11 protein-coding genes are annotated in these 14,166 nt (G+C 68.2%); 2 read left to right on the plus strand and 9 right to left on the minus strand.

The genetic code is table 11. The features are described from left to right. Positions 1-210: 210 nt before the first annotated feature. From pheT to FEJ81_RS01105, 4 genes are all read right to left on the minus strand, one after another. Positions 211-1,923: a phenylalanine--tRNA ligase subunit beta gene (pheT, locus tag FEJ81_RS01090; RefSeq protein WP_138243531.1), complete on the minus strand. Its 1,713-nt coding sequence runs from the start codon at positions 1,921-1,923 to the stop codon at positions 211-213. Next, positions 1,923-3,449 carry a phenylalanine--tRNA ligase subunit alpha gene (gene pheS / locus FEJ81_RS01095; protein WP_138243532.1) on the minus strand — a complete coding sequence of 509 codons (1,527 nt, stop codon included), beginning with the start codon at positions 3,447-3,449 and terminating at the stop codon, positions 1,923-1,925. The genes pheT and pheS overlap by 1 nt, the downstream gene beginning before the upstream one ends. A 374-nt stretch (positions 3,450-3,823) precedes the next feature. Then, entirely contained in the window at positions 3,824-5,212 is a 1,389-nt protein-coding gene (locus tag FEJ81_RS01100) for a hypothetical protein (protein WP_138243533.1), read from the minus strand. Between the two features lie 135 nt (positions 5,213-5,347). Further along, a complete protein-coding gene (locus FEJ81_RS01105; protein WP_138243534.1) occupies positions 5,348-6,928 on the minus strand; it encodes a tryptophan--tRNA ligase in 1,581 nt (526 codons plus the stop codon). Between the two features lie 104 nt (positions 6,929-7,032). Between FEJ81_RS01105 and FEJ81_RS01110 the strand changes: the two genes are divergently transcribed. Together FEJ81_RS01110 and FEJ81_RS01115 are read left to right on the plus strand one after the other, a co-directional pair. Further along, on the plus strand, positions 7,033-7,428 hold the full coding sequence (locus tag FEJ81_RS01110) for a methylated-DNA--[protein]-cysteine S-methyltransferase (protein WP_138243535.1): 396 nt from the start codon (positions 7,033-7,035) through the stop codon (positions 7,426-7,428). 65 nt (positions 7,429-7,493) lie between these two features. Beyond that, positions 7,494-8,423 (plus strand): ornithine cyclodeaminase family protein, encoded by a 930-nt coding sequence (locus tag FEJ81_RS01115; RefSeq protein WP_138243536.1) that lies wholly within the window; start codon positions 7,494-7,496, stop codon positions 8,421-8,423. 54 nt (positions 8,424-8,477) lie between these two features. Here FEJ81_RS01115 and FEJ81_RS01120 read toward each other — a convergent pair whose 3' ends face one another. From FEJ81_RS01120 to FEJ81_RS01140, 5 genes are all read right to left on the minus strand, one after another. Further along, complete coding sequence (locus FEJ81_RS01120; protein ID WP_138243537.1) at positions 8,478-9,632, minus strand: tubulin/FtsZ family protein; 1,155 nt, start codon at positions 9,630-9,632, stop codon at positions 8,478-8,480. A 139-nt stretch (positions 9,633-9,771) separates the two neighbouring features. Beyond that, positions 9,772-10,842 (minus strand): tRNA-intron lyase, encoded by a 1,071-nt coding sequence (gene endA / locus FEJ81_RS01125; RefSeq protein ID WP_138243538.1) that lies wholly within the window; start codon positions 10,840-10,842, stop codon positions 9,772-9,774. 332 nt (positions 10,843-11,174) lie between these two features. Beyond that, on the minus strand, positions 11,175-11,951 hold the full coding sequence (locus FEJ81_RS01130; protein WP_138243539.1) for an endonuclease NucS domain-containing protein: 777 nt from the start codon (positions 11,949-11,951) through the stop codon (positions 11,175-11,177). A gap of 112 nt (positions 11,952-12,063) precedes the next feature. Then, positions 12,064-12,765, minus strand: coding sequence for a hypothetical protein (locus FEJ81_RS01135; RefSeq protein ID WP_138243540.1), 702 nt, complete (start codon positions 12,763-12,765; stop codon positions 12,064-12,066). A 169-nt stretch (positions 12,766-12,934) separates the two neighbouring features. Further along, positions 12,935-14,062, minus strand: coding sequence for a DUF7345 domain-containing protein (locus tag FEJ81_RS01140; protein WP_138243541.1), 1,128 nt, complete (start codon positions 14,060-14,062; stop codon positions 12,935-12,937). Positions 14,063-14,166 lie beyond the last annotated feature (104 nt).

Raw genomic sequence — 14,166 nt, forward strand, 5'->3', positions numbered from 1 at the left:
CGCGCTTGCGGCTTCGCCGCAAGCGCGATGTCACTCGGCAAAATTTCGATCAAAAGCACTCCTCCTTCCTCTCCGCTCACTTCGTTCGCTCCGAGTCAGTCGTCGGCCCGCTCGCTCCCTGCGGTCGCTCGCGGAACAGTACGCTGGACCACAGCGACCGCAAACCGGAGCTGGACCCGAGAAAACCGCCTTTCGCTCTCTTTCGGCCGATCAGCGCAGCGCCTCGAGATCGAACTCGAAGGCCGAGACCGGCACCTCGAGGTCGTGTTCGACGAGTACCTTCGGGTGGACCTCGCCGATCACGCCGACTTCCTCGCCGTCGATGACGACCGCCGCGGTTCGACCCGAAATGAAGGTCGGGTGGTCGGTCGGCGGCGTCTCGAGGTCGACGTCGAAGTTGCGAGCGAGCGCCTGCAGGCGCGCCTTGGCGTCCTCGTAGCCGGCCTCGTGGTGGGCGAGGACGGCACCGACGCGGCGGCTCTCTGCGACGCCGGTGTTTTCGCTCTCGTCGACCTCGGCCGCGAAGCCGATCTCGGCGAGGTTCTGCGGATACGAGCGGTGCGTGTTCCGCTCGAGGACCATCAGCAGCGAGGGCGTGACCCAGGTCCGCAGCATGGTGAAGTCCTCGCTGTAGGGCTCTTTGATGGTCGCCGGCTCGCCGGCTCCGTAGGCATCGTCGCCGGGCGCGATATCGAGCCGGTCGTAGTTCTCGCCCTCGCTGATCATGTGGAAGTTCAGCATGTCCTCGAAGCTGAGGCCGACGAGTTGCTCGCGGACCGACCGCTCGAGCCGGGAGCGCTCGTGGCGGCCGCCGACGGTCCCGATGTCGGGATAGCGCGGCTCGAGTTCGTTGAAGCCGTAGGCCCGCCCGAGGTCGTCGATGACGTCCAGCGGGTGGAGCACGTCGACGCGGTAGGGCGGGATCGTGACCTCGTAGACGAGGTCACCGTCGTCGTTCTCCTCTTTCGTGGCCCCGAGACCGGACCGCTCGGCGAGGTCGATCACCTCGTCGGGATCGAGCCCGATGCCGAGGATGGTCTCGATACGGTCGTGAGCGACCGTCTTCGTCTTCATCGAGAGGTCGGGCCGGACGAGTTCGTAATCGGGGTACTCGACGCGCACCTCCTCGATGGTGGCCCCGCGGGCCGACAGCGCGTAGCAGACGATGTTCAGCATCTTGTCGATCGTCCACTGGTCGGTGCCCGTCATCTCGACGAACAGGTCACGGGAGTCCGTCGAGACCTCGGTCCGGCGGCCGTTGATCACCGGCGGGAACGAGAACAGCCCGATACTGTCGTAGATCGCCGGATACCGCTCGTACTCGCTGACCAGGTCGGCGTAGGTCTGCCCCGTCTGGTGGCGCTCGAGCACGTCGGCCGGCGTCATCTCTTCGTCGGAATCGAGCGGGACGAACCGGTCCTCGTCGGGTTCGACGCCGACGTACTGAATCGTCGGGTTGCCCTCGGTCGCGGAGTTGCCCTTCAGCATCGTCAGGTCGTGAATCCCGATCGCGCCCTTCGCGCGCTTGCGCCCCATCGTCGCGTGGAGCTTCTCTTGGAGTTGGATGAGCGACTCGAGGCTCTCCTCGTCCAAATCGATGTCGCGGACGACCGCGCCCGTGACGTAGGGTCGCTCGTCGGGGACCGATTCGTCCACTTCGATGGTCCACTCCGGCGAGTTCGGCGAGGGGACGTGGGTCCCTCGCGCGTCGCCGTACTGGTAGCGCATCGAGCGGGCGACCCCCTCGACGGAGAGCCGGTCGAGCCGGTCGGGCGCGAACTCGAGTTCGAACGCCCCCTCCTCGGTGCGGCCCTCGAACTCGAGGCCGAGGCCGAACAGGTCGTCGATCAGTTCGTCGTCGCTCTTCTCGTCGTGACCGGTCAGGTCACGCAGTTCGTCGGGGTCGATATCGACCGTGGGCATCAGTAGGTCACCTCCGTCTCGCGAAGCAGTTCCAGGTCACACAGCGTCCCGTGGATGTCCCGGATGTCCTCGAAGCCGTACATCAGCATGAGCAGTCGCTCGAGGGCGAGTCCCCACGCCATCACGTCGCACTCCACACCGAGGGGCTCGAGCATCTCCTCGCGGAAGATCCCCGAGTTCCCGATCTCGACGAGTTCGCCGGTCGTCGGGTGGGTGCCGAACAGCTCGAACGACGGCTCGGTGTAGGGGTTGTAGTGGGGTTTGAACCGGATGTCCTCGATGCCGAACTGGGCGTAGAACTCCTCGAAGGTACCCATCAGATCGCGCACCGAGAGGTTCTCGGCCATCACCCAGCCCTCGATCTGGAAGAACTCGAGCAGGTGCGTCGGGTCGAGCGTGTCGTTGCGATACACTTTCTCGACGCTGAAATAGCGCTGTGGCGGCTCGAGGTCGCCGATCTCCTCGCCCGAGAGGTAGCGCGTCGACAGCGAGGTGGTGTGCCCGCGCAGTGCGAGCGCCCGCGCGAAGTCCTCGTCCCACGGCGAGTGATAGCCCTCGCCGTCCTCGCCGACGCCCTCCTTGTGCGCCCGCTCGACGCGGTCGACGAGGTCGTCCGGAAGCTCGTCGATGTGGGTCGGCTGCTCCAAGGCGAACCGGTCCCAGTGCGTGCGCGCCGGATGGTCCTGGGGCATGAACAGGCAGTCGTTGATCCAGAAGTCCGCGTCGACGTGGGGACCTTCCATCTCCTGAAAGCCCATCCCGACGAGAACGTCCTTGACGCGCTCGGACGTCTGGCGCAGGATGTGGACCTTGCCGCCGTCGAACTGTTCGGCGTCGGCCTCGACGTTGTACTCGGAGAACTCGACGTCCTCCCACTCGCCGCTCGTGAGCAGTTCGGGAGTGACCTGTCCGACCGTCTCGGCGGTCTCGATCCCCGCCATCAGCTCCGTGACGGCGTGCTCGGTCAGGGTCGCCTCGCGGACCGTCGACTCGCGTCGGTCCAGCAGACCGCGGCGCTCGAGCGACTCGAGGGTCTCCGAATCCACGTCGACGCTGTCGACCGGCGCGTCGTCCGCGTCGGCGAGTTCCTCGAGCGCGGTCGCCTCGGCGTCCGCGTCCGGATCGGCGTCGGGATCGGCGGTGATCTCGCCGCTGTCGATCACGCCGTAGCCCTTGCGCGCGTAGTTCGAGAGCGCGATGTCGACCGCGCCGCCCTCGAGCCCCGACGCGCCGATGACCTGTCCCATCGAGACGGGGTCGGCGTCGGCCCCGGCCTCGAGTGCGGCCTCGTAGAGCCGAACCTCGGGAAGGCTGTCGGTGACGTACTCGCGCCCCTCGTCGGTGAGCGCGACCGTTTCGTCGACGCGTTCGCTGACGGCGAGTAGCCCCTCGTCCTCGAGTTCGAAGACGGCCCCGGTGACGGTTTCGGGGGGGAGCTCGGTCGCCGCGGCGAGGGCATCGACGGACGTTGCCTCGTCCGCAGTCGCGGCCTCTAAGACCGCGACCTGTTGTGCTGGCAGTTGCATTCGCTTATCCGAATTGGCGTGGGTCGGTCAGTTAGCGGTTCCGACTCGAGTCGACTCGAGACCGTTGCAGTCGCCGTCGTGACGTGACGACCGATCCCATCTCTCGAGCCGACGGCGCTGACGCGGACGGTTTCGCCGCGAGCGACTGATATGGCCGCCCTCGGATCCACCGGCCCGGGTTACCGGGCGAAGAAGAAGAAGCCGGACCCCAGGACCGAACGCGGTGGCTGATCGCCGACACCGACTGCGTGGGATCCGGTTGCCATACGCGGAGGATACGACGAACAGTATAAAAACGTTGTGTTACGAGTCACCACACGACACTCGGCTGTCAGTGGCTACTATAGCCCCCTTCGACGTCCCGGCGACCCGCGTCAGCTGTTCGATATCCGCGTCGTCTCGAGCGAGCCGGTCTCGACCCATTCGAATCCCGACTGCTCGGCGGCGGCGCTCCTCTCGGGAACCGTTACGGGCCCACACCGGTCGGCGAACTCGATTCGGGTCTCCGCGGACTCGGTCGCCGGCAGTTCGGGGAGGAACTCGTCGTCCTCGAGCAGCCCGCGGACGGAGACGTTGCCGCCCGCGTCGAGCGCCGCACCGAGCGCGCGGTAGCGGTCGTCTTCGGACGGACTGTCGAGATCCGTTCCAAACGAGTCGTTGCCGACGCGGGCGGTCGTACTGGTTCCGGAGAGCGTCCCGAACTCGTCCGTCTCGTCGGTTCGACTCGAGTCGTCGACCGCGCTCGAATCGTCGGCCGAACTCGAGTCGCCGGACCCTGCGGTTCCGGAGTCCCGCTTCTCGGACGGGTCGGTCTCGGTACTCCGACGCCGCGAGACCGACGGAGTCCCACGAATTTCGAACCCGTCGATCTCGCTCGAGGGGGCCGCCGTTCGCTCCGAGGGTTCCGACGGTGACGCAGTCGCCGCGTCGCTCGAGCCGCCGGTCGCCGTCGCCCTCGAATCTGCCCCCGAGTCCCCACCCGGACCGGTGGCCTGCTCCGTGCCCGGGCCCGCGCTCGGTTCCGCTTCGTCGATGAGCGAGTCGACGGTCGGAGCCGGATCCGTCGGTCGGCGAGCGCCGCCCTCGAGCGCCCACGGCGGCCACGGGTCGCCGTCGCCAGCGGTGGCTCCGAGCGGTGGTGCTGTCCCGCCGTCGACATCGGTGTCGGGAACGTACGCCTCGAGCCCGTACTTCGGCAACAACGGCCGATCGAACGCGCCGATTCGCGGGCCGTAACGATCCCGCAGCCGCTCGAGTTCGCTCGTTTCGACCAGCGCGGCCCGCCAGCGGTCGATACCCGACGAGAGGAGGACGAACCGCGCGTCGGTCGCCGCGAGGACGGTTTCGTTGATCGTCCACAGGACGGCGGGGAAGTTATCGCCCGCGAGCGGCGTTTCGGGGTACGTAACGGCGGCCTCACGGCTTCGATCGTACGGATCGGTCGCGGTCAGTGCCAGTCCGTCCCGCGTCCCCGTGACCGAGAGCGACCACCCGATCGCCTCGAAGACGGTGGTGAGTTCGCGCTCGAGGGCCGCCTGCGAGTAGCGGGCCGCACAGTCGATCCCGCGGTCGCTCCGGCAGATCGTTCGCCGGAGTACCGTCGTCCGGTCGACCGGTGTCGCGAGCGCGTCGGCCAGCGCCGACTCGAGACTGTCGCTCTCGGCCGCGGTTCGTCGAATGTCTGCCGCCGTGACGCCGACTGCACCGAGGACGTCGGCAGAGACCAGTAGGTCGCGGTCCGAGTCACGGGAGGGCCGAGCCATCGATAGCTCACGGTTCCACAACCGGCCCTATATATCTACGTCAGACATCAAAACGCATCTCGGGTCGGATTCGAAAAAACCGGCAGCGTCGAGCCAGCGCTGGTGTTCGGCGGTTCCGTGCCGAGTCGATCCGGCTCAGCGACGGCGCGGCGACTCGAGTTCGATGTCGGCCGCCTCGAGCAACTCCTCGACCTCGTCGCGTTTCTCTTGGTGCTCCTCAAGGAACTCCGTCATGAGTTGGGCGGCCTGTTCCTTGCAGTCGCCACAGAGGCGCTCGCCGCCGACGCACTCGTCGTAGACGCGCTTTGCGAACTCGTCGTCGTCGCCGGCCAGCAGGTAGGCGTAGAGTTCGTAGACGGGACACTCGTCGGCTTTCCCGCCTTTCTCGCGCTGTTCCTCGGCGGTCTCGCGGCCGCCGGTGGTCGCGGCCTTGACCTTGTCGTAGCCGTCCTCGGGGTCATCCAGCAGCGAGATGTGACTCGCCGGGATCGAAGAGGACATCTTGCCGCCGGTCAGCCCGGTCATGAAGCGGTGGTAGATCGACGAGGGCGGCTGGAAGCCATAGCCGCCGTTGTCGACTTCGACCTCGCGGGCGAGTTCCTCGGCCTCGGCGAGGTCCAGTTCGAACGCGTCGACGTGGCTCTCGTAGACTCGTTTTTCGCCCTCGATGGTGTCGATCAGGGCGTCGAACGCGTCGTCGGTGGCCCGCCGGTCGAAAAAGCGGGTGCGCGGCCGGACCGGTTCCATCCCCGCCTCGTTCAGTTTCGTCAGGACCGAACTCAGCGTGTCGGCGCTGACCCCGAGCTCCGACAGCGGCGTCTCCTCGAGCGCCTCGGCGACGTGGACACAGCGGAGGTCGTCGTCGTCGAAGTCGGCGGGGTCGAGTCGCTCGTAGAACTCGGCGACCAGCGCGCGCTCCTCGGGCTCGAGTTCGAAGCTGGCGTAGGCGTCACTGACCTTGAAGAATCGCATCCGCTCGGCGAGGTCCCGCGCCAGCCGAACGTGGGGGTCTTGATCCGGCCCCACGGGGATCACGGTCGGCTTGGGCTCCTCGAGTTGCGGGTAGAGGATGTCGGCCATCTGGGTGACGACCGACTGCATGTGCGAGACGTCGGTCTCGCCGTCGAAGCCGTAGATCGCCTGAAACTCCGAGAAGTTGGCGTCGGCACCGAGTTCGAAGGCCAAGTCCTGTAGCTCGCGGTTGGTCGACTGCCGGTAGAGGGTCCCTTCCTCGAGATCGAAGCCGAGCGCGAGCAGGGAAAGCAGGTAATCCCGGGCGTGCTCGTCGATCTCCGCCCACGACATGCCACGGGCGGAGTTGGCCTCGAGGTCGGCGATCAGGGCGTAGGCGTCGGCCCCCTGTTGTTGGTGCCAGATGATCTCGTCGAAGACCAGCTTGTGCCCGATGTGGGGGTCACCGGTTGGCATGAAACCCGAGAGGACGGCCGCCGGCTCGTCGTTCTGCAGTGCCTCCGCGACCGGGCGGTAGTCCCGGTGACCGAAGATCACGCCGCGGCGCATCAGGTAGTGGGGATTCGGCACCTCCTCGAGCACCTCGTCGAACTCCTCGATGCCGAACTCCTCGAAGAGGTTCCGGTAGTCGGAGACGCTCGAGGATCCCCAGGGGTCGAGGGCGACGTCGTCTGCACCTGCTGTCCCTCCGTCGGGTCTCGGTTCCCCTGACTCGGACTCCTCGAGTGGGTCGTCTCCGGTCATTACGTGCGTTTTGGCGCGGCAGCGCGCAAAAGCCTTCGGCTTCGCCGTCACCGAAATTTCGGCCACCGAGAGTAATGTCGGTGCGGACCGAACCTCGCTTACCGATGCAGATTCAGCTCTTCGGGCACGAGCAGGAGATCGACGCCTCGGCGATCGATGCGGAGCCGGCAGCGATCCACGAGCAGGTGCGGGAGTACGAGGCCGGTGCGCGGACGGCGTTCGACCTCGAGATCGAGTTTCCCGACGACTTCACGGGCGACGTGATGCGGGCGATGTCTGAGATTCGGCCCGGCGAGACGCGAACCTACGGCGAGGTCGCCGCAGACCTCGAGACGGCACCGATCGCGGTCGGGCAGGCCTGTGGCCGCAATCCGACTCCCGTGATCGTCCCCTGCCACCGGATCGTCGGCGCGGACTCGCTCACCGGGTACGCGGGCGGACTGGCGTTGAAACGGCGGCTGCTCGAGCACGAGGGGGCCGCGATTCCGGGCGACTCGTAACTGTTCGGCTCCCGATCGGGTCCCGCGCCGCACCTGTTATGGTCGCTCCGACTGATACGTCGGTCATGACTGATTTTCCCGTCCTCACCGACGCCGACGTCTATTCGCAGTTCGACTACGAGCAGGTCGTCGACGCCATGCGCGACGCGTTCGCCGAGCGGGCCGCCGGGACGCTCGAGGCCCCGCCCCGCTGGCACGTCGACGCCGGCGAGGGGGATCTCGTGTTCACCGCGGGAGCCGCGACCGGACCCGCGAACGCGACCGGCTTTCGGGTCTACGAGACCTTTCCCGACGCCGGCGACGAGCACACCGAACTGGTCGCGGTCTTCGACGCGACGACCGGCGCGTTCGAGGGGCTGGTCGTCGGACACGCGATCGGCGGGCTTCGAACGGGCGGTATCGGCGGCGTCGCGGTCGACTGCCTCGCCCGGGACGACAGCGAGACGGTTGGCATCCTCGGCTCGGGGTTTCAGGCTCGAACGCAGGTCGGCGCGGCGTGTGCGGCCCGCGACTTCGAGGACGTGTTGGTCTACAGCCCGACCCGCGAGAGCCGCGATTCCTTCGCCGAGACGGTCGACGGCGAGGTTGAGCCGCCCGTCCGCGCACTCGACGACCCCGAACCGGTCGTCCGCGGGGCCGACGCGCTCGTCTGTGCGACGAACAGTGAGGAACCAGTGTTCGACCCCGATTGGCTCGAGGCGGGCACCCACGTCACGACGATCGGCCCGCGATTCGAAGACGCTCACGAACTCCCGCTCGAGGTCGTTTCCCGCGCCGATGTCGTCGCGACCGACTCGCTCCCGCAGGTCGACGCCTACGACCGGCCGTACGTCGCGTCGGGCGCGGACCGCGAGCGGATGGTCGAACTCGCCGACGTACTCGAGAATCCCGACTGCGGACGGCAGCGCGAGGAGGAGATCACGCTGTTTTGCTCGGTCGGGCTGGCGGGGACGGAGGTCGTGCTCGGAAAGCGATTCCTCGAGCGGTTCGCGTAGCTCGGACAACGGACCGGCGAGACGATTTTGCGACCGACCAGCGGCGGACTGGCGTCAGTCGACTCGACCGGCCCGGTCGGCTGCCGATCGCAACTCCGCGAGTCGATCCGATTCGACGCCGGCGAGGACGACCGCCGCGAAGACGCGGTCGCCGTCGGCTCGCGGCGCGTCGCCGCCGAGAATGCCGGAACCGCCGATTGCCGACTCGAGGGTCCGCCGGCCCTCGGCGATCGCCCGGCGGTTGAGCCACGCCGGTGGCCCGCCGACGATCAGCAGTCCGCGGTCGGCCGTTTCGGGGTCGCACTCGAGTGTGAGCTTCCCGCGGATCCCCTTTCGAACCACGGTCTCGACGGCGCTGACCGCCTCGCTGGTCTCGACGTCCGGCTCCGCCGACAGGAGCCCGAGACCGAACCGCGAGCCGCTCGTCTCGACCGTCTGATCGCCGTAGCCGAGCGCAACGACGGCCGACTGGTCGCCGACGATCCGGCGGATGTCGCTCGCGTCGATGACGGTCTGGGCGACCGATTCCCCCGAATCACTGCCGCCGGCGAAGACGGCCGCGACTCGTGTCGCCAGTTCGCGGTTACAGCGGTCGCGACCGTCTGCGAGCGTCTCTCCGGGGCGGAGCCAGTCCTCGTTGTCGAACGTGATGATCGCGCTCGCGACCCCGTCGAGTCGCTCGAGGGTGGCGACGGCGTTCGCCGCCGCGGTCGGTCGCGGCGGCGTATCCGCAGTAGCGTTCGGCTCGCCCGCGTGAGGGCCGGTTCCCGACGGCTCTGCCGCGGCGTCGAACTCGCGGGCGGCCGGCAGCGTCGCCAGAACGTAGACCGGCGCGTCGGACCGTTGCTGGAGCGCCGACACGAGCGCCGGGACCGCACCGCCGCCGGTCGCCCCGCCGAGACCGACCGCGACGAGAACTCCGTCGGCCGCACCCGGTGTGGCTCGGTCCGCGCTCTCGAGGAGGTCGTCGACGTGATCCCGGCCGAGAGTCCGACCCCGCTCGAGATCGCCCTCGAGGCCGCCGTCCGACTCGCCGGGGCCGTACCGAAACCGGTGCGATTCGGGGATGACGGTCCGGTTCAGGTCGCTCTCGTCGGTATCGAACGCGAAGACGTCGGTGAGAAACGAGCGGTCGGTCGGCTCCGCGGCCCGGATCGCGTCGGCGATCCGACAGCCCGCGCCGCCGACGCCGATCACCTCGAGTTGCATGGTGCGTTCCTCGTCCGTCGGGGTTTTCAGGATTCCGCTCGCCCGGATCGTCGCCGAACCGGGTCGGCGTGGATTTCGGTGGCCGCCGGCGGCAGCGGGGCTGAGAACCGACGACTGATGGACCGCTAAGCTAATCCGCTCAGGGTGTCAGCCGCTCGAGCGACCACCAGTCGATCCCTTCGACCCCCATGGCGTCGTCGTCGACGAGCGCGAACACCATCGTCTTCCGGACGCCGTGGGCGAGCCGAACGTCGAGCGCCAGATCGCGCGGTTCGAAGACGTAGTCTGCGGGATGGACCCGGACGAGCAGTTCGGAGTGCCCCAGATCTTCGACGGACTCTACGTCGGCGTAGGTCCGGAAGTCCGCCCCGAACTTGTACCCCGTCTTGGGCACCACGTCGCGCTCCCGCAGGGCCGTGTAGACGGTCAGCCGGCGATCGAACCGCTCGCCTTCGACCTCGCGGCCCCGCTCGCGGACCGTCTCGGGCTCGAGGTCGATCGCCCCCCGTTCGGCGAGGTAGGCCGCCTCGAGCAGGGAACACTGCAGCGTCGGCTCGTCGTACTCTCGCCCCTCGAGGGGCTGGCCGTAGAAGGTCCGCTCGTAGAGCTCGAGCGGGGGCTCCCAGACGACGACCCGGTCGGCGAGCAGGTCGGCCGCACAGCCCTCGGGCAGTGACGCGTCGGGGGTCGACGTCCCGGTCGGATCCCGTCGGCCGACCTCGAAGTAGGTGATTTCGCTCTCCTCGTCGACGACCGCCAGTACCCCCTCCCGGAGTTCGCTGGCCGGAATATCCGTTCGCTCGCCGATGATGCGCAGGGCGTAGGCAATCTCGCCGTCACCGGGCCCCTTTCCACGCGGGAAGACCGCGAAGTCGGCCTCGCCGCTCGGCGGCTCCTGCACCCACGGCTCCGCGGCCGGCGAGAGGTAGAACCCGCGGGACCGCAGATCCGCGTAGACGAGGAACCGAACGCCGAAATCCTCGCCCGGTTCGCGCGCGACGAACTCCCGGAACCCCAGCCGCTCGCCGCTCTCGGCGTCGACGACCGCCTCGAGGTCGCCCCGGTAGAGCAGGTGTGCCGCCTCGACGGGTGCGAGGGCGATCTCGTTGCCCTCGAGCGGATAGCCGTAGCCTCGCGAGTCGTGATACCGCTGGCGAGCGTCGCTGCCCACGCGAACGACGCCGTCGTCGAACCGCCCCTCGAGTGCCATAGCCGGCTGTTGGCCGGCCGGGATTAAGTGGCTGCGGATCGATTCCCGAGAGCGAGTGTCACGGCATACGGGTGCGCCACCGCTTCGGTGGCGACCGGCTCGAGAACCCCGACGAAATTCAGGGATCGCTCTGCAGTCTCCCTCGAAAGCCCCTGACGGGCTCGACTCGCGCGCCACCCCTGCGCTCCGCATCTCACTTCGTTCGAGTGCGGTGCTCGGGGTGTCGGGCGTCGCCGACCCCGCCAGCCCCTTTCAGTCCCACCCGCCGCAGCGGCGGCTGATCGGGCGGCTATCGCACGGTGGATTTCCGCCGTTGCGTTCGATCATGTCGTTCAATCGTCGGCGACGGAGTCGGCCTCGAGTGGCCCCTCGAGGGCTCGATCGCAGGTCGCGTCGAGACACCGAACGCCGCTGGCGGTTTCGAAGGTCGGGAGGCCACAACCACACTCGCCGTCGACGACGCCGGCGGGGACGGCGAAGCCGGTGTCGCAGTCGGGGTAGTGTTCGCAGCCGGCGATGAGGCCGCCGCGGCGGAGGATTCTGAGGTCGCCGTCACAGCCCGCTTCCGGACACGCCCACTCGCGGTCGAACTCCGCCTTGACCGCGGCGTCGAGGGACTCACAACCTCTGTCGAGGCAGACAGTGAAGGCGAGCCCCCGTTCGACGCGCATCTTCGGGAGCCCGCAGTCACAATCACAGCGCTCGTCGCGGATCGTCGCGTCCGCCGGCACGCCGTAGCGGTTGCCACAGCCCACGCAGTGGACGCCGCTCGAGCGCACGAGCGCGCCGTCGCAGTCGGGACACTCCCCGACGGGTGTGCCGGCCGCCGAGGACGGGTAGTGGGCGAACCCCTCCTGTTCGTGGGCGGCGATCCGCAGCGTCTGGGTGTCCTTCTTCGCGACGAGGGAGAAGCCGTCTCGGCGCTCGCTCGAGACGCTGTCGGCGCGGGTGAGCCACGCGACGGGCTGGTAGCCGTCGCTGTCGTGGACGAGGACGGTGTTGTCGGGTTTGACGATCGTCGTCACTCGGCCGCGGTACTCCTCCCGGTCGGCGTCCTCGGCGATGACGGTGCAATCGCCCGCGAGCACGCGGATCGCGTCGTCGATCATGGCTGCGGTTGGCCGCGGTTTCGTACTTAAACCCGCGGACGATCGCCGACGGATTCCGATTTCGAATAAAATTGATGCTGGCGGTCGAACGCTTCGCTCGAGAACGACGGCCTTACTCCCCGGTCGGTCCTGCAACGGTACCGTTTCTATCGCCCGCTTGATCACCGGGCCGGTCGTCGACGGGGCCGTCGCTCGGGCCGCCGACGCCGGGTTCGCTCCCGCTCGAGCGGTCGATGTCGTCGCCGGCGATCGAGCGAGCGATCGCCGCGGTGTCCGGCCCGCCGAGTTCGCCGGCGCGCTCTCGCAGCGTTCGGATCGACTCGAGGTCGATCCCGTTGGCAGCGAGTGCATCTGGGGGTAACTCCGCCGCCGTCGTCTCGGCCGTTGTGGCCCGTCGCTCGATCGACTGCATCTCAGCGACGGTCTTTGCGACTTCCGCGCGGTAGCGACCCTCGCTGAGGTTGCCGGCCTCACGGGACTCGTTCAGCGTCTCGAGTCTGTCCTCGAGTTCCTCGAGACGCGCGTCGGCGGTCTCGTGGTGTTCCGCGACGATCGCCGCTTTCGTCCCGTTCGACGCCGCGTTCGCGATTCGGACGCCGAAGGCCCGTTCCGAGACGTTGCCCTCTATTTCGGCGTTCTGGACGCCGATGGCGGCGGCGAACCGCTCGCCGGGTTTGATCGATTCGTTCGCTTCACTCGCATCGGTCTCGTCTTGGACGCCGCCGCTCGAGGCGACGCTCGCCGCGGCGAGGGGGACCGCGACCGTCGCGACGACGAGGATCGCTGCCAGCGTGATCGACGTAGTTCGGTTCATTGGTGTCTGTTGTCTCCGCTCGCTGCTAGCCACTTGGGACAGTGACTTGGGCTCACCGACCGTCAACGCGGTTTAACGCCGTTTTCGATCCGTTGCCCTCTGTCGATTTCGGCGGGTTTCTCGGCTTCGAACTGTCGTCCGCTCGAAGCCGCGACAGCCGCGGCCGGCGTCACGAGGCTCCGCCGTCCGCACCGCCGGCCCCGTCCGTCCCTTCGCCGTCTTCATCGGGGAGCGAAAGCACGTTCTCGCGACCGAGCCGGAACGACTCGAGTTCGTCGTCCTCGCGCAGTCCGCTGACGACCTTGCTGGTCTTCGCGTCGGTCCAGCCGAGTTCCTCGACGACCGCCTGCTGTTTCATGCGGCCGCCGCGCTCTCTGACGAGTCGGAGGACCTGCTCCTCGTTGGTAAGGAGTTCCGGGTCCGCCGCCTCGGTCGCGCTCGAGCCGACCGATCCGGCGGTCGTCGCCGCGGCCGTCGCGGCCGCCGAGTCGGGCGCGTCATCCGGCCGGCCCGAGTCCCCGTCGCCGCCGGCCGCTCCACCCGCCGCACTTCGATTGCGGTACCACCACGCGCCGGCCGCGCCGAGGCCGGCTACGACGATTGCGGCGGCCGCGAGCAGCGCCGCGTTCGGCCCCGTGTCCGCGGTGACGACCACCCGCGGCTCACCGGAGACGAAGTCGGTGTCCCCGCCCCGCCAGATCACTGCCTGCTCGCGTTCGTCGTCCGGGGCCGGCGTCGCCGAGACCAGTTCGTAGTCGGCCGGCCACTCGATCAGCAGCCGAGTGCCGTCGTCGAGGTAGAACCCCTCGATCGCGTCGCCCGCGCGGAGTTCGTCGCCGTCGACGGCCGCGAACCCGTCCCAGCGGAACGTATACCGGACGACGCCGTATTCGCGCGCGAGGGACTGGCGCGCGGTCGTCACGTCGAACCCGTCGGCAGCCATCTCGCGGCCAGTCGCGTTACTCGCCGTCGAAACGGTCTCGCTCATCCGATCGGCGAACGATTGCGTGTGGTTTTCGGGGTCGTCCCGAATGTCCGCCCGCAGCGATTCGAACGCCGTCTCGCTCTCGTTGTCGTCGAGCCGGACCCAGAACTCGAGGGTCCACTCGGCGGTCCCGTTGGGCTGTACCGCGACGTCCATTCGGACTTCGTCCGCGTCGATCCCGTCCTGCTGGAGTGCGAACGGCTCCGGTTGGGACTGTCCGCTCTGTGTCGCTCCGGCCGCGGCTGCGATCGGTCCCGTCCCGGCGAGAAGCACCGCGACGATCACGACCGTCACGCCGGCGCGAACGTTCATACGAGGGAGTTCTTGCCACATCGGTTAAATCATGCGAAACTCGAGGACGACAGATTCAGCCACGATACCTGCTGGATACGGCCGACCTGTCCCGATACATGTCA

Source organism: Natrinema versiforme (assembly GCF_005576615.1).
Taxonomy (GTDB): domain Archaea; phylum Halobacteriota; class Halobacteria; order Halobacteriales; family Natrialbaceae; genus Natrinema; species Natrinema versiforme_A.